We start from the raw sequence: 26,774 nt of genomic DNA, 5'->3' as shown, positions 1-26,774 counted from the left end.
GATCGTTACCTTGCGAGTGCCGCCCTAGCCCGCGCCGCGCCGCTGTGACCGCAGGCGCACAGCTGGTCGTCCGGCAAGTCGCAGGTGTGACGCTGGCGTGAGACCAGCTGCTCGACGAACTCCGTCGCGGGATTCGCCAGAATCTCCTCGGGCGCGCCGTATTGCTGGACCTTGCCGCCGTCGAGCACCAGCACGCGGGTACCCAGGCGCAGCGCCTCGCCGATGTCGTGGGTCACGAACATCACGGTGATGCCGGTCTCGTGGTGAATGCGGGAGATTTCCGCCTGCAGCTGAGCGCGGGTGATCTCGTCCACGGCGCCGAACGGCTCGTCCATCAGCAGGATGTCCGGCGACGCGGCCAGGGCGCGCGCGATGCCCACGCGCTGCTGCTGGCCGCCCGAGAGCTCGGACGGGTAGCGCTCCAGCAGGTCGTCGGAGAGCCCCACGATGTCCATCCACTTACGCACCGCCTTGTGCGTGCGCTCGTGGTCGCGCTTGTTCAGCAGGTTGGGCACGTAGGAGATGTTGTCCTCCACCGTCATGTGGGGGAACAGCACGCTGCCCTGGATGGCGTAGCCGATGTTGCGGCGCAGCTGGATGGGGTCCACGTCGCGGACGTCGCGCCCATTGACCAGCACGTCTCCCGAAGTGGGCTCCATCAGGCGGTTCACCATCTTGAGCGCCGTGGTCTTGCCGCTGCCGGAGGAGCCGATCATGGTGACGAACTCGCCCCTGGGGACCTTGAGAGCCAGGTGCTCAAGCACGTCCTTCTCGCCATAGGACTTGCAGATGTCGCGATACTCGATAGCGACGTCGTTGGTCGTCGTGGTGTTCATCAGATCAGTCCCTTCGAGCTGAGAAACTCCTCGGCCACGGTCTTGGGGTCCCTGCCTTCCTCTTCCACCTCATAGTTCATGCGTGCCATGTCCTGCTCGGAGATGGTGCCCTGGAGCTTCTCCAGCACGTCGCGCAGTTCGGGGTGCTGCTGCAATACCTGGTTGCGCACGACGTTGCCGCACTGGTAGGAGGGGAAGAAGCCCTTGTCGTCGGTGAGGACTGTGGCGTCTGCGGTGCTCAGCTTGCCGTCGGTGGTAAAGATCACGATGGCATCGACGCTGCCTTGGGCCAGCGCGTCGTACTTGAGGCCGATGTCCATCTGCATGGTGCTGCCAAAGCTCATGCCATAGGTGTTGCAGAGGGCATCGTAGCCGTCATCCCGCTCGAAGAAGTCTGCCTCAGCGCCTAAGGTCAGTTGGTCTGCCACGCGGGCCAGGTCCGAGTAGGTCTTGAGGTCGTACTTCTCGGCGACGTCCTTGCGCACGGCTATGCCGTATGTGTTGCCAAAGCCGTACATCCCCACCCAGCTCATGTCAAGGTTCTGGTAGCCTGCCTGCAGCTGGTCGAACTCGTCCTCGGAGTAGGTGCCCTCGTTCTTGAGGACCATCGCCCAACCGGTGCCCGTGTACTCCGGGTACAGGTCGAACTGGCCGGATTCCATGGCGGGCTCGATGTTGGAGGTACCGCCACCCACGCCCTCGGTGAGCTCCACCTTAAGGTTGGTGTCGTGCTCGATGAGCATCTTGAGGGCTTCGCCCATCACGTACTGCTCGGTCATGGGCTTGGTGGCCACGTGGATGGTGTCGCTGGCCCCGGCGAGCATCCCCGGTACGGTTACACCCAACGCCACGGCTGCACATGCCGCCGCGGCACCGATGGCCAGCCTACGGTTGGTGCGGCGCGCCTTGGCACCGCGCATCTGCATGCGCTTCTCGGCAAAGCCGAGAATGGCATCTACTACCAGGGCAAGCACGGCAATGAGAAGGCTGCCTGCCATGGTCATGGCGGCGTTGTTGGTGGTGATGCCTCGGTAGATGGCCACGCCCAGGCCGCCCGCACCGATGAACGACGCGATGCCGCCAAGCGCGATGGTCATGGTGACCATGTTGCGGATGCCGCTCATGATAACGGGCAGGGCCAGCGGCAGCTGCACGCGCACGAGCGTCTGCATGCGCGTGCCGCCCATGCCCTTGGCGGCCTCCATGATGGCGGGGTCCACGTTGGTCATGCCCGTGTAGGTGGAGCGCACCATGGGCAGCAGCGCGTAGACGGTAAGCGCGATGATGGCCGTCGCGTCACCCACGCCGCTGAAGGGGATGAGAAAGCCCAGCATGCTGATGGACGGGATGGTGTACAGGAAGTTCACGACAGCCAACGTGGGTTTGGCCGCTTTCTGGTACTCGCTGATGAGGATGCCGGCGATGCCGCCAAACACGATGGCGATAAGGATGGCAACCAGGCATATCTCCACGTGCTCCAAGAGCAGGCCCGAGAAGAAGTCCCAGCGTTGGACGAGCAGGTCCCACATCTGTTGCAGCATCTATCCTCTCCTTACTATGGCCTTGACGGGGCAGTTCTCGAAGCACAGTCCGCAATGCAGGCAGTGCTCCTGGGCTATGACGAAGGGCTTGCCCGGGGTGATGCACTGCTGCGGGCAGTTGCGTGCGCACGTGCCGCAGCCGATGCAGGCGTCGGTAATCTGGAAGCCCTGCACGTGCACGGGCACGCCTCCCAGCGAGAAGGTCTGACGATAGATGGGGGAGACCCCCAGGTCGAAGATCTCAATGCAGCCGTTGTCGATCACGAAGGGGTCCAGGACGTAGCGCGACTGGCCGGGATACACGTCGTTCATCGACGGGTTCTGGTCAAAGATGCGGTCGATCCAGGCGTGCGGGTCGTCGGTGACGAAGTGCGCCTTGCCCGCCAGGCGCACCATCTTGTAGTCGCGCGTCATGCCCACGATGGCCACATGCGCCTCGCGCATCAACTGCGCATGGAAGTCCTTGCCGCGCGAGGTGCAGAAGTAAAGCGCACCCTTGCCCACGAGCATCACGTCGATGATGCGGATCTGTGGGTGGCCCTCTGCGTCTACCGTTGCGAACGAGATGTCCCTGATCTCGCGAAGCGTCTGTAGGCAGTCCTGTGCATCCATTATGGTTCCTCTCCCTTGGCTTACATGTAATATATGTTGTGACATGAAACGTGTCAAGAAGAATTTGACACGTTTGGTAGTATTGCCACAACAAGCACGGCGACAGGTGAATGCGAACGGAGGAATCCGATGAAGAAGGACATGACACGGGACGAGCGGAGGCTTTGGCTCATCCGTGCGTTCTGCAACGAGAGGCGCAGCTGGGGTGCAGACGTTCCCGAGATACCTGCAGACGAGGAGGGCCAGCGCCTGCTGCTGCGGGCCCTCGTGAACGTGCGCCCGCCCGAGCCGGCCGATCCCGAGCTGCTGCGTGTGCAGGACGCGTACCTACGGGAACGCCTGGTCGAGTGCGGCGGGGCCGTGGGCGAGAACGACGTGTCCTTTTCGCCCGAGGGCATCGCCGTGTGGCGCGGCGACATTACCCGGCTTGCGGCGGACGGCATCGTCAACGCGGCCAACAGCCAGATGCTGGGCTGCTTCGTGCCCAACCACCGCTGCATCGACAATGCCATCCACACCTACGCAGGCATCCAGCTGCGACTGGCGTGCGCGCGCCAGATGGCGGCGCAAGGCCACGAGGAGCCCACCGGCGTCGCGCGCATCACGCCTGGCTACAACCTGCCGGCGGCGCACGTGCTGCATACGGTGGGGCCCATCGTGGGAAGCGTGCGTCCGTCGCGGCGGGACCGTGAGCTCTTGGCCAGCTGCTACACGTCCTGCCTGGAGCTGGCGCGCGAGCGGGGGCTTGCCAGCGTGGCGTTCTGCTGCATATCGACGGGGGAGTTCGGCTATCCCAACCGCGATGCGGCGCAGGTGGCCGTAGCCGCGGTGCGCGACTGGAAGAGACAGACCGACAGCCAGATGAGGGTGATATTTGATGTATTCAAGCCAGTGGACCACGACATCTACCGGGAGCTTCTCGGAGTGCGTGGATAGGATTACGGATGCGGTGCGCGATGCCGACGCCGTGCTGGTGGGTGCCGGTGCAGGCCTCTCGGCTGCGGCGGGCTTCTCGTACGCAGGGAAGCGCTTCGACGACAACTTCGCGGACTTCCGCGCCGCATATGGCATAACGGACATGTACGCGGGCGGCTTCTACCCCTTCCCGGACCAGGAGACCTACTGGGCCTGGTGGAGCCGTATGATCTGGCTCAACCGCTACGCCTGTCCCGTGGGTCAGCCCTACCAGGCCTTGGTGGAGATGCTGCACGGCCGCGACTACTTTGTGCTGACCACCAACGTGGACCACCAGTTCCAGCGCGCGGGAATCGAGCGCGACCGTCTGTTCTACACGCAGGGCGACTACGGCCTGCTGCAGTGCTCCAAGCCCTGCCACCAAGCCACCTACGACAACGAGGACATCGTCCGCCAGATGGTGGAGCGGCAGCGCGACCTGCGCGTGCCTACGGAGCTGGTGCCGCGCTGCCCGCGTTGCGGCGAGCCCATGGTTCCCAACCTGCGCAGCGACGACGCCTTCGTGGAGGACGAGGGCTGGCACGCCGCTGCCCGGCGCTACGACGCGTTCCTACACAGACACCGCCGCGACCGCCTGGTCTACCTGGAGCTGGGCGTGGGCGGCAACACGCCGGGCATCATCAAGTACCCGTTCTGGCAGTTCACAGCGAGGAACCGCCATGCCACCTACGTGCAGCTCAACAAAGGGGAGACGCTCGTCCCCGCCGAGCTGGGCGAAAGGAGCGTCGTCCTGGACTGCGACGCCGCCGAGGCGCTAGCAGCCGTTCGCGAGCGGCTGGGGTAGAAACCCCGGGTATGTCTAGCCATTCCTGGGGTAGAACCGCCGTTTGTCTCGCCATACCCTTGTTAGTGGGACGAAGATGATAAAATATCGATAAGATAACGATACGCCAGGAGGTGCTCATGAACATCCGTCCCATCTCTGACCTGCGCAATCATTACTCAGACGTCGAGAAGGACGTCGAGGAGCATGGTCCCGTCTTTCTCACGAAGAATGGCTATGGTTCGATGGTGGTCATGTCAATCGACCAGTTTGACCGGATCAACGGATCGGTCGATGCTGCTCTCGACGAGGCCGATGTGCAGGCTTCGATGACGTCGCTGCACTATACGCATGAGGAGGTCTTCGGCTCGATTCGGGAGGGGCTTAATGCCAAGCGCGCCTGACGGGGTCGACAAGAGCTACGAGCTGAGATACCTGCCCCTTTTCTGGGATGACCTCAACTCGGCTGTTACGTACATCGCGACCCAATTGAAAAACCCAGCAGCTGCGGAGAACCTGTTGGACCAGACTGAACGGGCGATTTTGGAGCATGCCAAGCGACCTGCCTTCGGAACCGTGTATCGTCGGTCGGACGGGAGGCAGGCCTATTACTGGCTCCCAATCGGGAACTATATGGTGTTTTACGTAGTCGAAGGCAACGCGATGGAGGTTCGCCGCTTCCTCCTCGGCAGCAGGGACCTCACCAGGATGTCACTTTGAGGCTCCGGAAATAGTCTTGTCTGAAGCTCCAAGAGTTTCTACAATTTCTATTTTTTCTAAAATTTCTACATCCTCTATAATTTCTACTGTCGAGTATAGAGGAGGAGTCATGCCGAGCCAGCAAAGACTTGTCAATCCGTTCAAGCCCACGGCGGGCATGACGCCTCCGGTGCTCATCGGCCGCGAGGTCGTGATCGATGATTTCATGGATGGCTTGGACGAGGGCCCAGGTGCACCTGGCCGCCTGATGCGAATCACGGGACCGCGCGGATCGGGAAAGACCGTTCTTCTCACCCAGCTGGGTGACATTGCCAACGACCGTGGTTGGACGGTGGTGAACGTCTCGGGTAGGGAGCCGCTCTGTGCCTCGATTCAGGAGCAGCTTGCCCATGACGCACGCATTAGGTCACTCGACATAAAGATCTCGCTGCCCATCGTTTCGGCTGAGGCGCATTTGGGCGGGGCAGCCGAGGAGCTGTTGTTCCGGGAAGTGCTGTCCCGTGCGACGCGCTCGCTCACAAATCACGGCTCGGGCTTGCTGATAACCGTGGATGAGGTGCAGGATGCCTCTCACGACGAGATGGCCACCATAGCCACGAGCGTTCAGTACATGATTCGCGAGCAGCAGGACATCGGCCTGCTGTTTGCGGGCATCACTACGGGGGCACTCGACCTCCTGAACGGCGAGGGGATCACGTTCCTGCGTCGTGCAAAGGCGGAGGAGCTCGCCAGCATCCCGACGGATGAGGTCGCCCAGGCGCTCAGAAAGACAATCGAGGTGTCGGGCCTGCGAATTGGCGACGGCGCGCTGTCCTACGCAGCCGCGCAGTCGCATGGCTATGCGTATCTGATTCAGCTTGTTGGCTACTATGTCTGGCGAGAAGGACGTCGACATGCGCAAGACTCCGTCACCATCACGCTGGCGGATGCCAAACGTGGCTCGGAGGTTGCGCTCCAAGAGTTTGGTTCTTCGGTTCTGGAGACAGCCATATCTGGGCTGACGAAGCCCTCCGTGGACTACCTGCTGGCCATGACCGAGGACGAAGGAGCATCGTCTACGTCCGAGATTGCCCAACGTATGGGCATGCCGGCATCAAGCGCCAACACGTATCGTAGGATTCTGATCGAGCGGCAGATCATTGAGAGTACCGCGCCGGGATTCGTCGCGTTTTCCATCCCGTTCATGCGCGAGTACCTGCTGCAGCACCGTGCTGACATCCTTGCTCGTTACGGGGCGTAATCACTGCTCGAGCGTGGCCCGCAGCTGTTCCAGAAACGCCTCGCACGCGGGCGAGAAGATCCTGTGCCGCTTCCACGCAACGACGGACCCAGTGGTGAGCTGCGGCTCCAGCGGCAAGAAGCGCAGCGCGCTCGTCTGCAGCCCCAGCAGGTGGTTGATGCCCAGGGCGCACACGCCGCCGGTCTCGACCAGAAGTGACGCGTTGCCTATGAGGCCGAAGGTGCCTACCACGTTCAGGCGTCCGGACGTCACGAGGCCACCCGACCACGCCGCGAGGTCGAAGGACCGGTGCGTTGTGCGCGAGTTCACGAGCAGCGGCATCTGCACCAGGGTCTGCGGCGTCACGACGTCCAACCTTGTCCAGGGGCTTCGCGTTCCCACGATGACGCCCACGGTGTCGCGCGCGGGCAACTCCAGGTGGTCGTACTTCCGCACGTCCACGGGCTCGATCATCAGCGCGAAGTCCACGAGGTCGCGCTCCAGGCGCTCCTCCACGGCGTCGGCGTTGCCGGTGTAGAGCTGGCAGGTCACGCGGGGGTGGTTGCGGCGCAGTTCGGCAAAGGCGTCGGTCCGCACGCGCATGGCTTGGGTCTCGCCCGCGCCGATGCGGACGAGGCCCGCGACCTCCCGCTTGGTGCCCATCTCGTCCTCGGTCTGCTGCACCAAGCTGCAGGATCTCCTCGGCGCGCTGGCGCAGGCGCATCCCGTTCGCAGTCAGCATAGTCGCACGGTTTGTGCGCATGAAGAGGGTGCAGCCCAGCTCGCGCTCGAGGTCTGTCATCTGGCGCGACAGCGTGGGCTGCGTCACGTGCAGGACGTTGGCGGCCTCGGTCATGTTCTGCTCCCGCGCGACGTCGAGGAAGTACTTCAGGGTTCGTAGCTCCATGGTTGCGCCTCACAACGATTGGTGACGGGCAAAGCGGCTCTGCAGGCTTCGACGAGAGTGGCTAATGTTACTTACGAGCCTTGCGGTAACGGCGGTCCCTCGTCGAGCCGGTTGCCTCGAGCCTGCCCTCATTGGCAAGGGCGTTCAGATGCGAACTGGCTGTTCTCGGCGTAACGCCTGCCCGCTCCGCCACGTCGCGTACGGTCGTCTCGGCATCGTTTGCAACGAGTTCCATGATGATGTCGTTCACGCCAATCCTCGTGTTGGTCTCCCCTGCGGGTCGATTGTGCGGGTCTCTAGGTATCCAGGCGCGAAACACGTCGCCGTCCTCAAGTAAGGGGTCTCCGCCAAGGAACGGCTTCGAGTATCTGTAGAGATTTCTCGTCCCGCTGCCAAGCTCCTCGGCAAGGCCGACCTGTGCGAAGACGGACGCAATAAGAGGATTCTTGGAGACGGGGCTGAAGTCGTCCAGTCGTATCCGACCTTGGAAGAAGGTCCGGCTTGCGTTGCGAGTTCTTATGCCGTCTCGACTGATCTCAAGCTGGGCGGCGGTTGGGCTGGAGTACTCACGGTGGATGAGCATGTTCGAGACCAGCTCCCGGCATACGATGCTCCGAACGCTTACTCGAACACCCCCTTCCAGATGGAACGGGTCGGGAAGGTATTGCTCGCAAAAGGTCATGAGTTGCTTGTACGCGTCAATCAGATTAGTGGAAGTAGACAGCCTGTCATCATAGCGATCGGTGTTCTCTACGCGCAGCAGCGCGTCAGTTCGATAGGAGGGCGCGATGGAGCGAATAACGTCATCGGGACCAAAGAGGAGGCCTGCGGCCAATGTGAGCCCCTTCTCGCCGGTCGCGTAGTTGCGTTGCCAGAGTCCGGCACTCCGTAGGAGCTCTGAGTCCGAGAGCTCTCCCCAAGGATGTCCTGGCCGACGAAGGATTGCCATGTTGCGAGCCTGGGCGATGAGTGTGGGGTCCAAGTCTTCTATGGAAAGATAGGGATACACCCGACGTTCGGAGCCCACTCCGCTTTTTCGCAGGTAGAGCTGGGTTAGTTGACCTCCCCCGCGTATTGCCACATCGGCATCGGCCACCCGGTCGTAGACGGTGCCCTTATAGCTGTGGACGTCGGGGCTCATGGGAACCCACACTCGGACGACGGCCTTTCCCTGGCACCTTACGGCTTCGGTCTCGACCGTTACGATAGGCGAGAAAAGCTTGGGATTACATACGACATTGGCAATGTTGCGCTGAACGGAAAGGGTGCTTGCCTCGGGTATGCCGAGCACTTCTCCATCGTCGGCAACACCCAGATAGATGTTGCCTCCCATATGGTTCGCGAAGGAGCAGATTGTCTCGAACGTGTCGTTTTTCCGGCCTTCCTCCGCAACGCTTCAATTCGCACGTTGCTAACTCACCGGAACTGATTCTCTCGATTAGGGTCTTCTCATCCATCGGATCCCCTTTCGCGAAACATTTTAGGAAACTATAGCAGCATTTTCCTGAAATACTTCTCAAAACAATGTGTCAAAGCTTGAGCGTCGCCAGCCCCTGACCATTCTCGCTTGGATATCGAGCGAGATATCTCGTGTCTGGCATGTAGGACATGCATTCCAAACTCGCGTACATAGGCATTTCACATTGCGCGACGTAGACACTACCGTTGTAGGCGAGGAGCCGCGGCAAAGGATACTGCGGGCGTGATGGAGGTGCCCATGGGACGGGTTCTGGTTCTGTACTACAGCTGGTCGAACGGTAACACGGAGTGCGTGCCGCAGGAGCTGGCCGACGCCTGTGACGCCGACGTCGAGCGCATCGAGACCGTCGATCCCTATCCCAAGGACTACGACGGTACGGTGAACCAGGCAAAGCGCGAGGTGGAGGCGGGCTTCGAGCCCGAGCTTGAGCCCCTGGCGCACGACTCGGCCGACTATGACGTGATTGCGGTGGGCACGCCCACCTGGTGGTACACTATGGCACCTGCCGTCCGTACGCTCCTGCACGCGCGGGACTGGCGCGGCAAGGTCGTCGTGCCCTTCTCGACCTGTGCCGGATGGGCGGGCACCACGCTGGATGATGTCAGCGAGCTGGCAGAAGGCGCTCAGGTGGCAGAGCCCTTGGAGGTCACGTTTGCCTCCGACGGCGGCTCGCGCATGGCGACGGACCCTCGCAAGGTTACGGACTGGGCTGGCCGCGTGGCCACCTTGGCAAAGGAGAGGAACTAAGATGAAGCAGACCGCAGGCAGGGACGTGCTCGGAGAGTTTGCCCCCATGTTCGCCCACCTCAACGACGACGTGCTCTTTGGCGAGGTGTGGGACCAGGAGGCCATCTCGACCAAGACCAAGTGCATCGTCACCATGACAGCGCTCATCTCGCAGGGCATCGCCGACAGCTCGCTGCGCCACCATATGGAGAACGCGCGCAAAAACGGCGTCACGCGCGAAGAGGCGGCGGCCATCATCACGCATGCCACCATGTACAGCGGCTGGCCCAAGGGCTGGGCGGCCTTCCGCCTCGCCAAGGAGGTCTGGACGGACGACGAGGAGCCTGCGGGCGAGAAGGGCGTGCGCATTGCCGAACCGTCTGGCCTTTCCAAAGAGTTCCCCAAGGGCGTGCCCAATGACGCCTACGCCCAGTACTTTGTGGGCAACAGCTGGGTGGCCCCGCTGGGTGACCCGCAGCTGGGTGCCACCAACGTCACCTTCGAGCCGGGCTGCCGCAACAACTGGCACATCCACCACAAGGGCGGCCAGGTGCTCGTCTGCATCGCCGGCCGCGGTTGGTACCAGGAGTGGGGTAAGCCCGCGCAGGAGCTTAGGCCCGGTGACGTCGTGAGCATCCAGCCCGAGGTCAAGCACTGGCATGGTGCCGCGGCGGATTCCTGGTTCCAGCACATCGCGTTGGCCGTGCCTGCCGAGGGCGCCAGCGCCGAGTGGCTGGAGCCCGTTGACGCCCAGGCGTACGAGCAGCTTGGCTAGAGCCGTGCGGAGGGGGCTGCGCCGCGGCCTCAAGGTCATGGTCGACGTGGCCATGCTTCTGGATCTGGTACTCCTCGTGGCGCGCTCGCTCACGGGAAGCGCCGTCCACGAGTGGTTGGGCATCGGCTTCTTTGCGCTTGCCGTCGCGCACAACCTCCTCAACCGCACCTGGTGGAAGACGCTTGGCAGGGGACGGTGGACGCCTCTGAGGGCCGTGGTCGTCGTCCCCATCGTATTGCTTGTGGTTGTCTGTGTGGCGCTGCTGCTCACAGTCGGGCCGCTCACGACGGCGCTGCCCCTGCGCCTGCCAAGCCCCCTGGGCCTGTGGCGGTCGCGCTCCGTCCACGCGGGGCTCGCGTGTTGGATGTACGTGCTGGCCCAGCTCCACGTGGGAACGCATTGCGGGCGCGGCGTGCAGGCCTGGTGGAGAGGGGCGTGGCCCCTGGCGCGAGCGACCGCGCTTGTGGGATGCGCCGTTCTTCTCGCCCTGGGGTCATACGACTTTGTGGTCATGGGATTCCCCGTGCACCTTGCGTTTGCGTACGGGTTTGCGGGCGTCGCCGTTGACGCGCCCGTCGCGTACGGGGTGCTCGAGGTGCTGCTGGCGGGCCTTCCCCTTGTGTTTGCTGGTGCGTTGGCTCGCGTGTTGTCAGGTCGCGGCGCCCGTTCGGGTGGCGGCGCTGCTCGAGAGGATCGGAGAGAGGCATGAAGAACCAGATTGGCATCACCCGCAGGGATTTTGTCACGGGCACGCTCGCGCTTGTTGCCGGGCTGGGCCTCTCGGCGTGCGCAAGCGGCGGTTCCACCCAGACGGGCGGCGGTTCCGGCTCCTCACAGTCCGCGGCTGACGACTCCGGATCCAGCCACGGGGCAGAGGGGCACGGAGACTCCCACAAGGTCCTGGTGGCGTACTTCTCCGCGCAGGGGCACACCAAGCGGGTCGCGGAACGCATCGCCAAGGACATGGACGGCGACACGTTCGAGGTCGTTCCTGAGCAGGCATACAGCGACGACGACCTCGACTACAACGACGATGACAGCCGCGTCTCGAAGGAGTACCAGGACGAGAGCCTGCGCGACATTGCGCTCAAAGCGACGATGCCGGATGACTGGTCCGAGTACGACGTGGTCTTCGCGGGGTACCCCATCTGGTGGTATGACTACGCGTGGCCAATCAGACGCTTCGCGAGCGACAACGACTTTGCGAGCAAGACGGTGATTCCGTTCTGTACCTCGATCTCCTCGGGTGTGGGCAGCTCCGCGAAGAATCTTGCCGCGGTTGCGGGGACTGGCGACTGGCAGGACGGCCAGCGCTTTGGGGAGAACGCAGGCGACGACGAGGTGGACAACTGGGTGAGCGGGCTCGGCCTGTAGCGCGCAACATGTCAGATGCCAGGAGAAAGGCAAGGGGAGAAGCGCTATGGAGTACACGACACTTTCCAACGGAGTCCAGATGCCCATGCTGGGCTATGGGGTCTTCCAGATTGACAACGCACAGACCGAGGCATGCGTGGCGGATGCCATCGACTGTGGCTATCGCCTCATTGACACGGCGCAGGCATATGGCAACGAGGAGGGCGTTGGTACCGCAATCGCAAGGTCGGGCGTCTCGCGTGACGAGCTCTTCATCACGAGCAAGGTGTGGGTGTCCAACTACGGTGACGGCAACGCCATGCGCTCGATAGATGCCTCTCTCAGGAAGCTGGGGACAGACCACCTCGATCTGATGCTCCTGCACCAGGCCTATGGTGACTACTACGGTGCCTATCGCGACCTCGAAAAGGCCTACAAGCAGGGCAAGGTTCGCGCCATCGGCGTCAGCAACTTCGATGTTAACCGGATCCTGGACATCTGCACCTTTGCGAAGGTCAAGCCCATGGTCAACCAGATCGAGACGCACGTCTACTGGCAGCAGCGCGAGAACCACGAGGTTATGCAGGAGCTCGGCGTTGCACATGAGGCCTGGGGCCCCTTTGCCGAGGGTGCCAACGGGTTCTTCAGGGATCCCACCCTCACGGCGATCGGCCAGAAGTACGGTCATGGCGTTGGTCAGGTGGCGCTTCGCTACCTCATGGACCTGGGTGTCATTGTCATCCCCAAGTCCACGCACAAGGAGCGTATGGCACAGAACATCGACGTGTTCGACTTCCGGCTTTCCGACGAGGACCGCAGGCAGATCGCTGCGATGGATGACAATAGGTCCATCATCTTCGACCACCGCAACCCCAAGGTGATTGCCGGTCTCATGAAGTGGTTCGAGAATGCGCCCAAGCAGGCATAGTGACGGCAAGGCATCAGCGACGATAACCACGAGAGACGGAGAGTACCATGCAATACCTGACCATGAATGACGGAAACAAGATTCCCCAGCTTGGCTACGGAACCTTCCAGATGTCCTCTGCCGAGGTGGAGGCACACCTGCCTGAGGCCATCGCCGCCGGCTACACTCACATCGACACGGCGAACGCCTACTACAACGAGGTGGCTGTGGGCAAGGCCATCAAGGCTTCCGGTGCCAAGCGAGGGGACCTCTTTGTGACCTCCAAGCTCTTCCCCCAGGACTACCCGTACAAGAAGTGCAAGGCCGCAATAGACGCAACGCTTGGGCGCCTGGGCCTCGACTACCTGGACCTGCTGCTCTTCCACCAGCCCTACGGCGAGTACGTTGACGGCTGGCGTGCCATGGAGGAGGCCGTCAAGGAGGGCAAGGTCCGCTCCATCGGCCTCTCCAACTTCAACGATCGCAAGGTCAAGGAGATTCTCCTCGAGGCCACGATCAAGCCTGCCGTTATCCAGGTGGAGATCAACCCACGCTCGAACCAGCACCAGCTCAAGTCGGTCTTTGCCGATGAGCACTTCGTGTGGGAGGGCTGGTATCCCCTGGGACACGGCGACAAGAAGCTGCTGAGCCTCCCCGTGTTCGAGGGCATTGCCGAGAGGTACGGCAAGTCCGTGGCGCAGGTCATCCTGCGCTGGCACATGCAGGAGGGCAACATCGTGTTTCCCAAGACGCTCAACCCACAGCACATGGCCGACAATGCGAACATATTCGACTTCGAGCTCACCGATGAAGAGATGGCGGCAATCAACCGGATTCCCCAGAAGCCGTACTATCGTGTTCCCGACGAGGCTCCCGCATGGGTCTGGGGTCCCAACGACTACTCCCAGCAGGCATGAGACAAAGGGACAGTCCCTTTGTCTCATCCAAGACGGCTCAATCGCGGAGTGCCGCAGCGAGCGCAATCAGAGCTTCCTCCTCGTCAGGACCATCCGCACCGATAATCACCTCATCATTGCAGTTGATGAAGGGTGATGAGGGAGTCGAGCTGATAGAAAATGTTGCCGATTGCCTCCTGCTCGCCAAGCTCAGGAAGCATGAGGGACATCGACTTCATCTTCGCGAAGTCGATGCTTTCGACCGTCGTGCCGGTCTTTCCGCACTCAAGAAGTAGACTCTTCGTACGGGCCTTGAGATGCTGCATGAGCCAGAGAGAAGAGCACCCTTCATCAGCGTAAGCTGGACTTGCTCCAAAAGGTCAAGAAGTCCCTGCTCGAGAGGATGTTCGTCTAGACAGTCAGAAGGAGGATTGGTATGGATCGCAAGACGCTCGTAGAGGAATCGATTCACTCGGGCGAGATGGAAGGCGCCTACGTTTCCGCGGAATTCCGCAAGGACGCCGACGAGTACGTGAAGGGCAACATTCCCATAGAGGACCTCATGCGACGCACGAAGCGGCGCTGGGACCCAAAGCGCAAGAAGGGTGCACCCCATGCCGGATGAGTTCGTGGATCCCTACATCGACCCGGAGACGGGGGTACTCCGCAATCTCGTTGGTGCGACCTCGTACGACGAGCTGGCCAACGCCGAGGGGGAACTCGTATCATCCCGCGCTGCCGAGTTCGTGAGCAAGTTCTCGCCTCACGTCGTAGGGACGCTTGACGACCTGAAGATCATCCACCATTACCTGTTCCAGGACATCTACGACTGGGCCGGGGAGATCAGGACTGTGGAGATACGGAAGAACGAGGAGGGGTCGCAGTTTTTTCTCCCGTCGGTGAACATACCCATGGGTATTGTCTGGTCCCTGTCCGAGTTGGAGAAGGATGACCACTTGAGAGGAATGGGACGTGACGAGTTCGCACGACGTCTCGCCTACCACTACGACAACTACAACTTCGTGCATCCCTTTCGTGAGGGGAATGGTCGCACGCAGAGGCTCTTCTGGACACTCGTGTGCCACGATGCGGGATACGACCTCATGTGGAGGTCGGTGTCGGGCGAGGAGAACGACCGGGCCAGCCGCGACGCGGCGGAGGAACGCGACTACGGCGGCCTCATCGACATGTTCTTGAGGATCGCCATTCCGTGTGACCCTAAGATTCCCCTCAACGCGGGGCTTGTGGATGCCAGGCACCTTAATGGATGAGCCAACGGCCCATTATCAGAAACAAGGAAATCGGGTAGGTTAGATGGCTGACACATTCAAATCCGAAGCCGCCTTCGAGGACGCGGTCGTGCAGCGCCTCAAGTCCTACGGCTGGACGGGCGGTGTCCTTCACAATCCCACCGAGCAGGATCTGCTGAACAACTGGGCCCATATCCTCTACGAGAACAACAAGGGCATCGACCAGCTCAATAGTTGCCCGCTCACGCAGGGCGAGATGGGACAGCTCATGAAGCAGATCACGGCCCTGCGCACTCCCATGCGTCTAAACAGCTTCATCAACGGCAGAAGTGTCTTCATCACCCGCGACAACCCCGACGATACCCTGCACTTCGGTCGTGAGGTGAGCCTCTACGTCTACGACCGACATGACATCGCTGGCGGCAGGAGCGTCTACCAGATTGCCGAGCAGCCCGTCTTCGCTGCTAAGTCGGCCCGGCTCAACAGCCAGCGCGGCGACCTGACCCTGCTTATCAACGGGATGCCGCTCATCCACGTGGAGCTCAAGCGCAGCGGGATTCCGGTGACCTAGGCCTGCAACCAAATAGAGAAGTACGCTCACGAGGGCGTCTTCACCGGGCTCTTCTCGCTCGTGCAAGTCTTCGTGGCCATGGAGCCGGCGGAGACTCTCTACTTCGCCAACCCGGGCGAAGGTAGCGACTTCTCCCTCTTCCGTTTCCACTGGGCCGACTTCAACAACGAGCCCATGAACGACTGGGCCGACGTCATCGCCAATCTGCTCTCCATCCCCATGGCCCACCAGCTCATCGGCTTTTACTCAGTCGCCGACGAGAAGGACGCCACACTCAAGGTCATGCGCAGCTACCAGTTCTATGCTGCCTCCGCCATATCGGACAGGGTGGCCCGGGCGACCTGGGACAGGCAGGGCGCGTGCGGTGGCTACGTGTGGCACACGACGGGCTCCGGCAAGACCATGACGAGCTTCAAAAGCGCCCAGCTCATCGCCGACTCCCACGACGCCGACAAGGTCATATTCCTGGTCGACCGCATAGAGCTGGGTACGCAGTCGCTGGACGAGTACCGCAGCTTCGCAGACGACTCCATGAGCGTGCAGGCCACAGAGGACACCGATGTTCTCAGGGCAAAGCTCAAGAGCGACGACCCGGCCGATACCCTGATCGTGACCTCGATTCAGAAGATGAGCAATATCCACAAACACGACAAAGGCCTTACCGCCCGCGACCTTGAGCTCATTCGTGAGAAGCGGATGGTCTTCATCGTGGATGAGTGCCACCGGTCTACCTTCGGAGACATGATGCAGACGATCCGGCGGACCTTCCCCACGGCCATGCTCTTCGGCTTCACGGGCACGCCCATCTAGGACGAGAACCAGCGCAAGCTCAACACGACCATGGACGTCTTCGGCGACGAGCTGCACCGCTACAGCATCGCCGACGGCATCCGCGACCACAACGTGCTGGCCTTCGACCCCTATATGGTGTGCACCTTCAAGGACCGCAACCTGCGCCGGGAGGTGGCGCTCGAGAAGGCCCGAGCCGACAGCGAGTCCGTGGCCCTTGCCAACCCCAAGAAGCGCGAGGCCTATCTGCGCTACATGGACCCTTCGAAGGTTCCCATGGCGGGGCACCTGCTGCCCGACGGCACTTACGACCCCGGCATCGAGGACTACGTCCCCAAGAGCCAGTATGCGGGTGTCGACGGGGCGGGCAACCCCGACCACTTCGACATGGTGGTTAAGGACATTCTCGAGGGCTGGACTACGCTCTCGCACGGTGGCAAGTTCCACGCGATACTGGCCACATCGAGCATCCCGGAGGCAATCACCTACTGGCGGATGTTCCAAGAGCGAGCGCCCCAACTCAAGGTGACAGCGCTCTTCGACCCCAACATCGGAAACGACAACCCGGACAACCCCGACGGCACCATCTTCAAGGAGGAGGGTCTGGTCGAGATCTTGGACGGTTACGCCAGGACCTACCCCGGCAAGGAATACACCATCCCCACGCACGCCCAGTTCAAGAAGGACGTGGCAGCCAGACTCGCCCATAAGAAGCCCTTCGTGGGCATCGAACGACGCCCCAAGGAGCAGCTGGACCTCCTCATCGTGGTGAACCAGATGCTCACCGGATTCGACTCCAAGTGGGTCAACACCCTCTACCTGGACAAGGTGCTTGTCTACGAGAACCTCATCCAAGCCTTCAGCCGCACGAACCGTTTGTTCGGCCCGGAGAAGCCCTTCGGCGTGATTAAGCACTACCGCTACCCACACACGATGAAGTGCAACGTGGAGGATGCGGTGCGGCTCTACTCGGGCGACAAGCCCTTCGGCCTCTTCGTGGAGAAGCTGCCGAGCAACCTTGAGCACATGAACCTGTGTTTTGACGACATACGTAGGCTCTTCGAGGGCTATGATGTGAAGAACTTCGAGCACCTGCCAGACTCCGATGCCGCCTGTGCGCGCTTCGCGAAGCTCTTCAAGCAGCTCTCGGCCTACATCGAGGCGGCCGAGGTGCAGGGGTTCACCTGGGACAAGCTCGGCTACGAGTTCGACCAGGACGGCAGCAAGACCCAAATCGATCTTGAGTTTGACCTCAACGCCTACCTGGTGCTGGCCCTACGCTACAAGGAACTCTTCCAGAAGGAGCCCGGGGACGAGGACGGCACGAGCGACATGCCCTTCGACATCGATGGCTACCTGACCGAGATTGACACGGGCCGCATCGATTCCGACTATATGAACGAAAACTTCGCCAAGTGGCTGAGGAAGATAGACGCCGGGCAAGACACGCGACAGGCCCTGGGGCTCCTGCACGGGTCATTCGCGACGCTCACACAGGAGCAGCAGCGCTATGCCGAGCTGGTCATCCACGCGGTCCAGCGCAGGGAGCTTGCGATAGAGCCTGGAAAGACGTTCATGGACTACATCAACGACTTCCAGGTCCGGGGGAAGAACGATCAGGTCACCGCCCTTGTCGAGGCCGTTGGCGTGGACGAGGCCAAGCTGTGCGAGTTCATGGCCCGCCACCCCACCGACGCCACCATCAACGAGTACGGGCGCTTCGACGCCCTGAAGATAGCTGCGACACCAAGAAGGCCGCCGCCTACTTCGCGGCCAAGGAGGGCAAGCCAATCCTGCCCTTCCAGGTAGCGATGCGGCTCGACAGGTTCCTGCGTGAGTTCATCATCAAGGGAGGGTTTGACCTGTAGAGGGAATTGCTTGGGAACAGCGTAAGCTGGGGGAGCTCGTCGAACGCAGGGCGTCCATGTCCGGCGATCCCACGCTCCCGACCGTGGAATACGAGGACATCGACTCCGGACAGGGGACTCTCAACAAGAATCTCAAGAGCAAGCAGACTCACAAGGTGGGAATCGCGTTTGAATCGGGCGACGTGTTATACGGCAAGCTGCGACCATACCTTCACAACTGGTTATTTCCGCAGTTCGCAGGCATTGCGGTTGGCGACTTCTGGGTTCTGGAGCCCAAGGGTGTTGACGGTTCGTTCCTCTACCGGCTCGTGCAGAGCGACCGGTTCGATGCCCTTGCGAGCGTCTCGTCGGGCTCGAAGATGCCCCGTGCGGACTGGGCTCTCATATCGAGTTCGGAATTTGCGGTGCCTGCCGACAAGGCCGAGCAGCGCCGGATCGGCGCCCTCTTCTCCCGCCTCGACTCCCTCATCGCACTTCATCAGCGAGAGCCGCCCCATTCGTTCAATACTGACTTACGCTTGCTGTCAGACGAGGCTGGTGAGCGAGCGCATGACCAGATCGATGTCCTTGTTCTCGAGCTCTTGGATGATGTGAAGGTAGGTCTTCTCCGTTGTGTTCATGCTCGCGTGGCCAAGGCGCTTGGCGACACTCGCGATCGAGACCCCCGCAAAGAGCAGGAGCGAAGCGTGCGTGTGGCGCAGGCCGTGGATGGAAATCGCAGGCACCTCGGTCCGCTTGCATGCCCTCGCCAGCGCATGGTTAGCGGTAGAGTTGTAGACCTTGGCCCCCTTCCTCACGAATATCGGCTCGTCCTGGGGCAGGTCCTTCACCAGCACCGAAAACTGCACGATGAGCTGCCAGTCGATCTGGACCTTGCGTACCGACGAGCGATTCTTCGTAGGCACGAAGCCCCCGCCATTCTTGTAGTTCCAGGTCTTGCTCACCGAGAGCGTCTGGCGGCTGAAGTCGAAATCTGCCGGCGTCACGGCCAGGGCTTCCGAGAAGCGCAGGCCCGTCTTTGCCACGAGCAGGATGAACCACTCCCAGCTCGGCTCCTTCCCAAGCTCGAGGCCCTCCAGCAGCTTGTGAAGCTCGAACTGGTTGAGGTAACGGGGCTTCTTGGGTCGCGGTGCCTTTCCCTTGATGATGGCCTTGCGCGTGGGGTCGCGTGGCACGAGTTCCTCGTCAACGGCGTCCAGCACTGCCCCCTTGACCAGATGGTGGAAGTCCATGCACGTCTGCCGCTCGTGGTCCTTCGCATAGCCGTTGAGCAGGCTCTGATAGGCGATGCGGTCGAGATCACAGAGCTTCTGGTCGGGAGCGAGCTTCTCGATCCAAGAGAGTGCGAGCCGGTATTTGTTGAGCGTGACCGCGCGCACGCCCCCTTCCTTGTAGACGGCTATCCATTCCTTGTAGTACGTGCAGAGCAAGTCGTCCTTCGACAGTTCGTTCAGCATGTTTCACCTCACTTTCCGGGGCGGCTCTGCATTAAGGATGTAACGGACGGCTATTGACCGGGAGATGATGTGGCTATCGCTCACTCTCGCTGACGGGGGAGCGATTGTACTTGGTGCCGAGGAGGGTGCGAACGGTTTGCCTATGCCCTCTGGCCCGAAAGGTTCGCATCTCTCTTGACGAGGGGGAAGGCCGGCGGGATTTCTGGCCCGCGAAACGAGACGATGATGCGCATATTGGTGTCAATGGCAGTGCTAATCATACCAACACGATCAAATCCACCAATCAAACGACAAGTCACGCGGCCCAGTGACCCAGTCGACGAGCTTCTTACTGCCCTCGGCGATGACGAACTCTTCATATTCGAGCTCATAGGGAGAATGGGCCTCGAGCATCGGACAAACTTCAGGAGGAACTACCGGAGGACACCCACCCTCGAGCGGGCTCTTATCGAACGCACGGTTTCAGACAAGCTGACGAGCAGCAAGCAACGATACCGAGAGTCAGCAAGTGGTTGGATGACCTCGACAGGAAGCGCAACGACAACTTCGCAGGCTACATGGTGCGCAAGGTCGAGATCGTTGACCCCTACATCCGCCAGTTCTACCAGCGCAGGAACCTCAAGGAGCCCCTCGAGGTGATTCCGAGCCACTTCGACTGCTCATCCTCCGAGGCGGGTGTCCGCCTGCTGACCTTGCCCGACGAGTATCCTGACTCCCAGCAGACCGTCTACCTGAACCGTATCGCCGAATCCCTGCGGCCCATGGGAATCGACTTCTCCTACCACCTGGACGAGCCGCACACCATCCATGCTCGCCACGTGGTGATCGACGGCGGGTGGGACGTCATGCTCGATCAGGGGCTGGGCGTGCGGTATGCGGTTACTTTTAAGAGGTCGGATTGCTGTGGCTAGTGCCAGATGCGGGTATACAGCCACTCTGCTGCCTAATTCACGACCTGCCAGTAATAGGGGTCGACGAATTCATGCCAAAAGACGAAGGAAGCCCCGGAAGAGCAGAATCTTCCGAGGCTTCCCACAGATGCTTCACGGATGTCTGGCTAGTGCGTCGTGCCGGTCGCCGTCTTCACATCGTCCTCGTGCTCGACAGCAGCCGCAAGGCCAAGCGCGATGCCGTGGGCCATCATGTCGAGCGACATGCTCGGCGTCGAGGATGGTAGGTGGCAGGCCTGCTCCGTCGCATACGGGACGTGGAGGAAGCCGCCGCGGACGCTCGGGCGGCGGGTCGCAAGCGTATGCAGCAGGGAGTACATCACGTCGTTGCAGACGTAGGTGCCGGCCGTGTAGGAGACCTCTGCCGGGATGCCTGCCTCGTCCATGGCCTGGACCATGGCCTTGACGGGAAGCGTCGCGAAGTAGGCGTCGGGGCCGTCTTCTGCGATCTTCTCTGCCACCGGCTGGTTGCCGTCATTGTCCGGGATGCGGGCATCGGCATAGTTGATGCCGACAAACTCAGGCGTGATCTTCGCGCGTCCGCCTGCCTGGCCGACGCAGAGCACGAGGTCAGGCTGGACCTCGTCGATCGCCTTCTCCACGGCCTCGGGACCCTTGCCGAAGACGACGGGAATCTCGACCTTCGTGACGGAGGCGCCGGCAATCGTGTCGGGAAGCCTGCGCACGGCCTCCCAGGCCGGGTTCATGGTCTCGCCGCCGAACGGCTGAAAGCCGGTTACCAAAATCTTCTTCATCGAGATCCTTCTCTCTCCCAGAAGAGCCTGCCCGAAGGCAGGCTCTCTTCCTGCGCTTTCTATCTCTTTACCCAGATACGACGCATCCTACAGAGCGACCAGGCAGACCATGAGGAGGATCTGGAAGGCGAGCATGATGAGGGCAGGGACGATCTGCTTCTTGATGACGCCGTACTCGTCGTCCATCTCGAGGATCGCGATAGGCACGATGTTGAAGTTGGCTGCCATCGGCGTCATGAGCGTGCCGCAGTAGCCGCAGGTAAGGGCCAGGGAGCCGACGATGACAGGGTCGGCGCCAAGCGACAGCACGAACGGAGCCCCGATGCCTACCGTCATGACCGTGATGGCGGCAAAGGCATTGCCCATGACCATCGTGAAGAGGGCCATGCCGACGCAGTAGACGACGATGCCAATGACCATGTTGCCCTGCGGGATGATGGCACCGACGATATCGGAGATGACGGTGCCAACGCCTGCCGCCGTAAAAACAGAGCCCAAGATGGCAAGCAGGGTCGGGAGCATGATGAGCGTGCCCACGATATCGAGCATGCGGCGGGAATCCTCGAGGTAGACCTTCATCGTGTTCTGCTTTGGACGCATGAAGTGCAGGATGATCATGCCGATGAAGACGCCAACCGCGATGCCGACAAGGGAGCTGATCTTCGTGAACAGTGCAAAGGCTAGAGCGATGGCACCGATTGAGAAGGCAGGGATGAAGATCTTCGTGCCGAGCTGCCTGTAGCCGGCATGGGTCTCTGCCTCTGTGGGCTTCGTGACATCCTCGCCCTTGCCGACCTGCCTTGTGATTGGCGGGATGACCATGAGGATCACGAGGACGCCATCGACCTCATAGGGCACCCAGGGACCGACGATGAAGAGGACGCCCAGGATGCACCAGAAGAAGGTCGTGCCGATTCTCTTCTCGTTCGTCTCATCCTTTGTGTTGCGGACGCCGGCATAGATGCAGACGAGGCCGATGATGAGATAGACGATCTCGAGGAGCTTCTGGGAGAGCGTCACATCTGCGCTCTGGAAGAATTCGATGATACCCATCAACCCTCATCCCCCTTCACGCCTGCTGCTTCAGCTTCGAGCTGCTTCGGGTCTTCCTTCGTGAGCTTCTTGTCGACGATTGCGTAGTAGATCGTCGTGACGACGACTGCGACGATCGCAACGGGAATCTGGATGGCGGCGAGCTGGGGAAGGTCGACCGTGTAGCCGAGATCGGACATCGTGCCCTGGACGAGCAGCATGCCCGAGGTGCCAACGAAGAGCACTTGGCCGAAGAACCAGGCAACGTTCTCCATGCCTGCTGCCATGGCCTTGAGCCCCTCATGGTGCTTGTGGGATATCTTGTGACCCCTTGCCTCGTCTGCCGCCTCAGCCATGGGCATGACAACAGGCTTGACGAAGCCGGCGACACCGCCGAAGCTCACGTTGAAGGCAGCGAAGATGACACGGAAGACGCCGTAGGCACCGAGCACGAGGCCGGCTGTGGCGTTCTTCACCTTTGCCATCACGTCTCTCGCCGCTTCCTTGAGGCCGTTCCTTTCGAGCGTGCCTGTCAGCAGGAACACGACGACCGTGATGAGCATGTTGCGGTTCGAGACGAAGCTCTTGCCGAGCGTCTGCAGGAACACCAGAGGATCCATGCCGGCAATGAGGGCAGTGACGACAACGGCAGCCATGATCGTCAAGATCGAATCCCACTTGAGTGCGAATCCGATCACGACGATCAGGATGCCAAGGAGTTTGAGTGCTTCCATCTGTACCCTTTCTCGCGAAGACAGTACCCAAGAAGCAGAAGGCACCTGCCTTCCGGATACCACCACCATCAGTTACGAGAGGCAAGTATCCCAGTACTTCACAATCTCATCAAGAAAGGGCCGAATTGTTAATGAGGCGTTTGCAGCATTCGGCATAAATTAAGCCTCCAAGCAGGGGATATGCGGCCTTCTCGATTCCGTGCAGCTTCCCATACAGCTTGTGCATGAGGACCCAGATACCGAGGATGCCAAGGGCATGGGGGACGAGATGCCCCGGCCAGCCCTGACCTTCCGGCAGAAGGGTTGCAGGCATGAAGGTGTCTTCGAGAAACGCGAGGACTGTCTCCATCCGCTGTCTCCTTCTGCATGGCAAGTACCTGGACAGCAAACCTATACCCTGCCGTACTGCCTGATTCGGACGGAGTCTCATTCAGCCAGACGGGAATCATCATGCCGAGATATGAAAGAAGGCGCGCAGGCCTTATGCCCTGCGCGCCCTCAGATTGTGCGGAATCCCTAGCGATCCCGCTTGCACTCGTAGAGATACACCATCTCCTTGATGAGCTCGACAGCGAGCATCGCGCACATCAGATGGTCCTGTGCATGGACAAGAAACACATCAACCGGCGTATGGTCGCCCGATGCCTCCTTCTGGAGAAGCTCCGTCTGGAGGTTGTGGGCCGTAAGCTGTGCCTTGTCCGCAGCCTTGAGCTTGGCCTTTGCCTCGTCGTATTTGCCGTCCCTGGCCAGCGCCAGCGTTTCGAGATTTCCGAGACGACGCCGAGAGAGCTTGCGGAACTCTTCATCGATGCCCTTTATCTCGATGGCCTGCGCTGTGTCGGCAACCTCGATGCACCCGTCAGTCGCATCTGGCTCTCGAGCCATACGATGGGCGACAGGATGGATGCAGACATCCTTGCCGAGGCCAGAAACGTGAACGTCTTCGTTCCCTTCGGGATCTGCGACTTCACGCTTACGCAGTATGTGAAGGATGCGGCAGCCCTGGGAGCCCACAAGGCAATCCTCGAGATGGGCCACTTCAACTGCGAGGAGCTTGGTATGCGCTATGCCCCGGCGTGGTTGGCAGAGGCGATTGGCACCGATGCGCCAATCGAGTTCGTCCAGGTGGGGGATACCTACCGTTACATCACGAGATAGATTCCATCTTTGCCAGAGGCCGTGCGATGTCCAGATGCCCAGCAAGGTCGATTCTGCCCCTTCTGGCAGAAAAGAAATCCATGCAGATAAAGCCAGGTGCATTGGCTCTTGATGTCTGCAGACGGAGGGTTTGGCGAAGGTGTCCTGGTGGCCGCCATGCAGGCACTATGCTGCTGCGGCGGTCCTATGCAAAGGTCAGTCTTTCCACGGATGCGACGTGAGATGCCATCCTCCGCAATGGGAACACCGGTAGACCGCAAGGCCATGGGTTCCATGCTGGGCACAGAGCGCAGCGGTCTCTTCTGCCTCCTGGCGCGTTGCATAGCGTTGCTTCGAGAGGCAGGCCTTCATTAGGCGGGCTTCTTCCTTCTCGTCTTCAGCCTTGCGCTGATGCGCCTCCTCCTCGGCAAAGACATCGTCTATGCCGCCAAGACCGGAGAGGAACCTCTTCCTCTCCTTTGCGCGTGCTGAGCGTTTCCTGCTTCCCATGTCCCTGCCTCCAGTCCTCTCAGGAAACGTATTGCCGTACCGGCCCGCCCTATGCATTGGTGTCTCCAATTCCTCTCACCTCCCACAAGATGGAACGCCGATCGCCCGTATTTCATTGGCGCAGTGCGAAAGAGGAGGGATTGCCCCTTCTTGGGGGCGGGTTACTTCGGCATTGCCGGGAGGGCCAGAGAGAACAAGGTTGAGCAAGCTAACGCGCATGTCCACAAGGGTGCCCATGTGGATGTCTCGGCCGTCGAGGAGCATCCGCTCACGCCTGAATGCACGGTCGAACTCTCCGATGATGAGCACGGGATGCCCATCGACAAGGTCGTGGCCGAGCGGGCTGATGAGAGCATCCTGACGTATGGGCATGTCGGCTTGGACAAGCTCCGTCACACCATCTTCGATTCTTCTGCCAACGGCTACCGGGTCGTCGGCGAGGAAGTCGGAAAGGCATGGCATGACGGGGTGGGGCTTCTGAAGCAGTAGATAGGGAAACAGCAAGTAACGAAATGGGATGCTGCACTTGGTGCGGCACCCCATTCATATGCAGAATGACCCTGTCTGGCTTGCTGCGTTGCCGCTCGTGTGCGGAATACTGTCGCGATAGATATACAACAACTTCCTGAACCAGGGGGACACGGAATACTTCAGCGTCGATATCCGATCTCTCGCGGCTGCCTCTTGAAGAGCTCCTCCATGTAGAGCCCGACGCCACCGTTGCTGTTCTCAGGGGCAGTGTGGTCTGCTGCGGCCAGGCATTCAGGTCGTGCGTTTGCAACGGCGACACCGTCTCCTGTCGCCTTGAGCATGGCGATATCGTTGCTCGAGTCTCCGAAGGCTACGGTCTCTTCTCTTGGCACGCCCAGATAGGATGCGAGCCAGAGAAGTCCTGCTCCCTTGTCCGCTCCAACCTTAGTGACTTCCACATTGCAGGGCTGGGAGGACGCCCTGATGAGGTCAGGGAAGGAATCCACGGCCTTCCAGACCTTGTCCCTGGTCCCGTCGTCGAGATAAAAGATGTTGATACGGCAGATACGCCCTGCAGCATCGATCATGCTGCTGGTCGTTCCTAGGTAGCAGGTCCTGACCTCCTTGATATGGGCGCGTGTCGCCTCGGTCACGGGAATCTCGTCGAGATGGTGCCAGCGGTTCTGTGCGGTCAGGACATGGCCATCCGCGAAGAGGTCGAAGGTGATGGGCAGGTCCTTGAGCGCGTCGAAAAGGCGATGGACTTCCTCCTTCTCGATATCTATCTCGTGGAGGATCTTTCCATGGTCGAGATCCGCAACAAGGGCACCGTTGCAGCATACGGCATAATGCACACACTCGTACTCTGCAAGCGCGGGCGGGATGCCGTTCATGTTTCTGCCGGTGCAGGGAACGAACTGGATACCTCTTGCCGCGGCTTTCTCGAGCATCTGGCGGTTTGGGTACGGTATGGTCTTGTCGCTTGCAAGGAATGTATCGTCCAGGTCAGAGAATATGAGGCGCACCATAGGACTCCTATAGATTGCTTTTGGCAGCTAACCGCTCCTGGGGACTATGTTATGCGCTAGGATTGCTTATCCGGTCCAGGCATCTTTCCAAGATAGAGCCAGCCGCATCGATTCCCTCACTGCGGTGCTGCCCAAGAGCCCTGGATAGATGCTCCTCGTTACGACGGTTGAATGCGACGTTTGCACCGGCCTCGCCAAGCGCAGACGCAATTGTGAAACCAATGCCATGCGATGCCCCGGTCGCAAGAGCGACCTTGTCCTCAAGGCTGAACACCTCTTCATATTCCATTTACTTGCTCCTTTCGGAATCACTTTCGTTTCAGTGGAATCGCAGAAATTAAATGCGCTGACCTCGGCATCCTCCAATGAATTATAGAAAACGAAAGAAAACATAAGAAAATAAGGTTTAAAAAGACGATATCTTCGATATTATCCTCAGCTCACAATCTTGTATTTTCAAGTACGAATTCTTTGATAATGATAAAATAGCAGATAAAAAGGCTAATAGGCAT

At 60.6% G+C, this 26,774-nt stretch carries 33 protein-coding genes and 3 pseudogenes; 20 read left to right on the top strand and 16 right to left on the bottom strand.

What is annotated here, in order from left to right; translation table 11 throughout:
* Positions 1–5: 5 nt before the first annotated feature.
* From ACO59D_RS01715 to ACO59D_RS01705, 3 genes are read right to left on the bottom strand one after another with little or no spacing between them, the layout of a single operon-like run.
* The gene (locus ACO59D_RS01715) at positions 6–836 is read right to left on the bottom strand and encodes an ABC transporter ATP-binding protein (RefSeq protein ID WP_485125503.1); all 831 of its coding nucleotides are present in this window, start codon (positions 834–836) and stop codon (positions 6–8) included.
* Complete coding sequence (locus ACO59D_RS01710) at positions 836–2,377, bottom strand: ABC transporter permease/substrate-binding protein (protein ID WP_485125502.1); 1,542 nt, start codon at positions 2,375–2,377, stop codon at positions 836–838. Before ACO59D_RS01710 ends, ACO59D_RS01715 begins: the two co-directional genes overlap by 1 nt.
* Positions 2,378–2,989, bottom strand: a complete 612-nt coding sequence (locus ACO59D_RS01705) for a 4Fe-4S binding protein (RefSeq protein WP_485125501.1) — start codon at positions 2,987–2,989, stop codon at positions 2,378–2,380.
* A gap of 129 nt (positions 2,990–3,118) precedes the next feature.
* Between ACO59D_RS01705 and ACO59D_RS01700 the strand changes: the two genes are divergently transcribed.
* From ACO59D_RS01700 to ACO59D_RS01680, 5 genes are all read left to right on the top strand, one after another.
* Positions 3,119–3,925, top strand: coding sequence for a protein-ADP-ribose hydrolase (locus tag ACO59D_RS01700; protein ID WP_485125500.1), 807 nt, complete (start codon positions 3,119–3,121; stop codon positions 3,923–3,925).
* Complete coding sequence (locus tag ACO59D_RS01695; protein WP_485125499.1) at positions 3,867–4,748, top strand: SIR2 family NAD-dependent protein deacylase; 882 nt, start codon at positions 3,867–3,869, stop codon at positions 4,746–4,748. Before ACO59D_RS01700 ends, ACO59D_RS01695 begins: the two co-directional genes overlap by 59 nt.
* Before the next feature lie 119 nt (positions 4,749–4,867).
* Complete coding sequence (locus ACO59D_RS01690) at positions 4,868–5,131, top strand: type II toxin-antitoxin system Phd/YefM family antitoxin (RefSeq protein WP_485125498.1); 264 nt, start codon at positions 4,868–4,870, stop codon at positions 5,129–5,131.
* Complete coding sequence (locus ACO59D_RS01685; protein ID WP_485125497.1) at positions 5,115–5,447, top strand: type II toxin-antitoxin system RelE/ParE family toxin; 333 nt, start codon at positions 5,115–5,117, stop codon at positions 5,445–5,447. The genes ACO59D_RS01690 and ACO59D_RS01685 overlap by 17 nt, the downstream gene beginning before the upstream one ends.
* Positions 5,448–5,556: 109 nt before the next feature.
* A complete protein-coding gene (locus tag ACO59D_RS01680) occupies positions 5,557–6,687 on the top strand; it encodes an AAA family ATPase (RefSeq protein ID WP_130811146.1) in 1,131 nt (376 codons plus the stop codon).
* Here the strand turns inward: ACO59D_RS01680 and ACO59D_RS01675 are convergent, their stop codons facing one another.
* The 3 genes and pseudogenes from ACO59D_RS01675 to ACO59D_RS01665 form a co-directional block, all read right to left on the bottom strand.
* On the bottom strand, positions 6,688–7,350 hold the full coding sequence (locus ACO59D_RS01675) for a LysR family transcriptional regulator substrate-binding protein (RefSeq protein WP_485125561.1): 663 nt from the start codon (positions 7,348–7,350) through the stop codon (positions 6,688–6,690).
* Positions 7,351–7,450: 100 nt separating this feature from the next.
* Positions 7,451–7,522 (bottom strand): annotated as a pseudogene (locus ACO59D_RS01670) (LysR family transcriptional regulator); the annotation flags it as partial.
* A 118-nt stretch (positions 7,523–7,640) separates the two neighbouring features.
* Positions 7,641–8,927, bottom strand: a complete 1,287-nt coding sequence (locus ACO59D_RS01665) for an RNA-binding domain-containing protein (protein ID WP_485125560.1) — start codon at positions 8,925–8,927, stop codon at positions 7,641–7,643.
* A gap of 363 nt (positions 8,928–9,290) precedes the next feature.
* On the opposite strand from ACO59D_RS01665, the gene ACO59D_RS01660 reads away from it, so the two are divergent.
* From ACO59D_RS01660 to ACO59D_RS01635, 6 genes are all read left to right on the top strand, one after another.
* Positions 9,291–9,800 (top strand): flavodoxin, encoded by a 510-nt coding sequence (locus ACO59D_RS01660; RefSeq protein ID WP_485125496.1) that lies wholly within the window; start codon positions 9,291–9,293, stop codon positions 9,798–9,800.
* Position 9,801: 1 nt separating this feature from the next.
* Positions 9,802–10,554, top strand: a complete 753-nt coding sequence (locus ACO59D_RS01655; RefSeq protein WP_485125495.1) for a carboxymuconolactone decarboxylase family protein — start codon at positions 9,802–9,804, stop codon at positions 10,552–10,554.
* Positions 10,547–11,263 (top strand): hypothetical protein, encoded by a 717-nt coding sequence (locus ACO59D_RS01650; RefSeq protein ID WP_485125494.1) that lies wholly within the window; start codon positions 10,547–10,549, stop codon positions 11,261–11,263. Before ACO59D_RS01655 ends, ACO59D_RS01650 begins: the two co-directional genes overlap by 8 nt.
* Positions 11,260–11,928 carry a flavodoxin gene (locus ACO59D_RS01645; protein WP_485125493.1) on the top strand — a complete coding sequence of 223 codons (669 nt, stop codon included), beginning with the start codon at positions 11,260–11,262 and terminating at the stop codon, positions 11,926–11,928. Before ACO59D_RS01650 ends, ACO59D_RS01645 begins: the two co-directional genes overlap by 4 nt.
* A 46-nt stretch (positions 11,929–11,974) precedes the next feature.
* Positions 11,975–12,835: an aldo/keto reductase gene (locus ACO59D_RS01640; protein WP_485125492.1), complete on the top strand. Its 861-nt coding sequence runs from the start codon at positions 11,975–11,977 to the stop codon at positions 12,833–12,835.
* A 62-nt stretch (positions 12,836–12,897) separates the two neighbouring features.
* Positions 12,898–13,731, top strand: coding sequence for an aldo/keto reductase (locus ACO59D_RS01635; RefSeq protein ID WP_485125491.1), 834 nt, complete (start codon positions 12,898–12,900; stop codon positions 13,729–13,731).
* A gap of 113 nt (positions 13,732–13,844) precedes the next feature.
* Here ACO59D_RS01635 and ACO59D_RS01630 read toward each other — a convergent pair.
* Positions 13,845–14,039 (bottom strand): annotated as a pseudogene (locus ACO59D_RS01630) (restriction endonuclease subunit S); the annotation flags it as partial.
* A 107-nt stretch (positions 14,040–14,146) separates the two neighbouring features.
* Between ACO59D_RS01630 and ACO59D_RS01625 the strand changes: the two are divergent.
* From ACO59D_RS01625 to ACO59D_RS01605, 5 genes are read left to right on the top strand one after another with little or no spacing between them, the layout of a single operon-like run.
* Positions 14,147–14,335 (top strand): antitoxin VbhA family protein, encoded by a 189-nt coding sequence (locus ACO59D_RS01625; RefSeq protein ID WP_485125490.1) that lies wholly within the window; start codon positions 14,147–14,149, stop codon positions 14,333–14,335.
* Positions 14,325–14,981: a Fic/DOC family protein gene (locus ACO59D_RS01620; RefSeq protein ID WP_485125489.1), complete on the top strand. Its 657-nt coding sequence runs from the start codon at positions 14,325–14,327 to the stop codon at positions 14,979–14,981. Before ACO59D_RS01625 ends, ACO59D_RS01620 begins: the two co-directional genes overlap by 11 nt.
* Positions 14,982–15,024: 43 nt before the next feature.
* The gene (locus tag ACO59D_RS01615) at positions 15,025–15,531 is read left to right on the top strand and encodes a type I restriction endonuclease (RefSeq protein ID WP_485125488.1); all 507 of its coding nucleotides are present in this window, start codon (positions 15,025–15,027) and stop codon (positions 15,529–15,531) included.
* A 60-nt stretch (positions 15,532–15,591) separates the two neighbouring features.
* Entirely contained in the window at positions 15,592–16,341 is a 750-nt protein-coding gene (locus tag ACO59D_RS01610) for a DEAD/DEAH box helicase family protein (protein ID WP_485125487.1), read from the top strand.
* Positions 16,342–16,371: 30 nt separating this feature from the next.
* Positions 16,372–18,129: a type I restriction endonuclease subunit R, EcoR124 family gene (locus ACO59D_RS01605; protein ID WP_485125486.1), complete on the top strand. Its 1,758-nt coding sequence runs from the start codon at positions 16,372–16,374 to the stop codon at positions 18,127–18,129.
* 583 nt (positions 18,130–18,712) lie between these two features.
* On the opposite strand, the gene ACO59D_RS01600 is transcribed toward ACO59D_RS01605, so the two are convergent.
* Positions 18,713–19,645: a site-specific integrase gene (locus tag ACO59D_RS01600; RefSeq protein ID WP_485125485.1), complete on the bottom strand. Its 933-nt coding sequence runs from the start codon at positions 19,643–19,645 to the stop codon at positions 18,713–18,715.
* Between the two features lie 222 nt (positions 19,646–19,867).
* Here ACO59D_RS01600 and ACO59D_RS01595 point away from each other — a divergent pair.
* Both ACO59D_RS01595 and ACO59D_RS01590 read left to right on the top strand, forming a co-directional pair.
* Positions 19,868–20,131, top strand: a pseudogene (locus ACO59D_RS01595) (Fic family protein); the annotation flags it as partial.
* Positions 20,132–20,157: 26 nt separating this feature from the next.
* Entirely contained in the window at positions 20,158–20,556 is a 399-nt protein-coding gene (locus ACO59D_RS01590; RefSeq protein WP_485125484.1) for an MIT C-terminal domain-containing protein, read from the top strand.
* 146 nt (positions 20,557–20,702) lie between these two features.
* Here the strand turns inward: ACO59D_RS01590 and pcp are convergent, their stop codons facing one another.
* The 5 genes from pcp to ACO59D_RS01565 all read right to left on the bottom strand — a co-directional run bounded on the left by pcp (position 20,703) and on the right by ACO59D_RS01565 (position 24,001).
* Positions 20,703–21,350 (bottom strand): pyroglutamyl-peptidase I, encoded by a 648-nt coding sequence (pcp, locus tag ACO59D_RS01585; protein ID WP_130811112.1) that lies wholly within the window; start codon positions 21,348–21,350, stop codon positions 20,703–20,705.
* Between the two features lie 87 nt (positions 21,351–21,437).
* The gene (locus ACO59D_RS01580; protein WP_485125483.1) at positions 21,438–22,403 is read right to left on the bottom strand and encodes a DUF979 domain-containing protein; all 966 of its coding nucleotides are present in this window, start codon (positions 22,401–22,403) and stop codon (positions 21,438–21,440) included.
* Entirely contained in the window at positions 22,403–23,116 is a 714-nt protein-coding gene (locus ACO59D_RS01575) for a 5-oxoproline transporter, DUF969 family subunit (RefSeq protein ID WP_485125482.1), read from the bottom strand. The genes ACO59D_RS01580 and ACO59D_RS01575 overlap by 1 nt, the downstream gene beginning before the upstream one ends.
* A gap of 109 nt (positions 23,117–23,225) precedes the next feature.
* Entirely contained in the window at positions 23,226–23,465 is a 240-nt protein-coding gene (locus tag ACO59D_RS01570; protein ID WP_485125481.1) for a hypothetical protein, read from the bottom strand.
* 167 nt (positions 23,466–23,632) lie between these two features.
* The gene (locus tag ACO59D_RS01565) at positions 23,633–24,001 is read right to left on the bottom strand and encodes a PTS lactose/cellobiose transporter subunit IIA (RefSeq protein WP_485125480.1); all 369 of its coding nucleotides are present in this window, start codon (positions 23,999–24,001) and stop codon (positions 23,633–23,635) included.
* 15 nt (positions 24,002–24,016) lie between these two features.
* On the opposite strand from ACO59D_RS01565, the gene ACO59D_RS01560 reads away from it, so the two are divergent.
* A complete protein-coding gene (locus ACO59D_RS01560; protein ID WP_485125479.1) occupies positions 24,017–24,274 on the top strand; it encodes a hypothetical protein in 258 nt (85 codons plus the stop codon).
* A gap of 195 nt (positions 24,275–24,469) precedes the next feature.
* On the opposite strand, the gene ACO59D_RS01555 is transcribed toward ACO59D_RS01560, so the two are convergent.
* Complete coding sequence (locus tag ACO59D_RS01555) at positions 24,470–24,763, bottom strand: hypothetical protein (RefSeq protein WP_485125478.1); 294 nt, start codon at positions 24,761–24,763, stop codon at positions 24,470–24,472.
* A 123-nt stretch (positions 24,764–24,886) separates the two neighbouring features.
* On the opposite strand from ACO59D_RS01555, the gene ACO59D_RS01550 reads away from it, so the two are divergent.
* A complete protein-coding gene (locus tag ACO59D_RS01550) occupies positions 24,887–25,252 on the top strand; it encodes a hypothetical protein (RefSeq protein WP_485125477.1) in 366 nt (121 codons plus the stop codon).
* Between the two features lie 161 nt (positions 25,253–25,413).
* On the opposite strand, the gene ACO59D_RS01545 is transcribed toward ACO59D_RS01550, so the two are convergent.
* Both ACO59D_RS01545 and ACO59D_RS01540 read right to left on the bottom strand, forming a co-directional pair.
* Positions 25,414–26,262, bottom strand: a complete 849-nt coding sequence (locus tag ACO59D_RS01545) for an HAD family hydrolase (RefSeq protein WP_485125476.1) — start codon at positions 26,260–26,262, stop codon at positions 25,414–25,416.
* Between the two features lie 49 nt (positions 26,263–26,311).
* Positions 26,312–26,551, bottom strand: coding sequence for an SDR family NAD(P)-dependent oxidoreductase (locus ACO59D_RS01540; protein ID WP_485125475.1), 240 nt, complete (start codon positions 26,549–26,551; stop codon positions 26,312–26,314).
* Between the last annotated feature and the right edge of the window lie 223 nt (positions 26,552–26,774).

It is taken from the genome of Tractidigestivibacter sp., from assembly GCF_057241865.1.
Note: the sequence above shows the minus strand (reverse complement) of the source record. Positions and strands in the feature narration are given on the sequence as shown.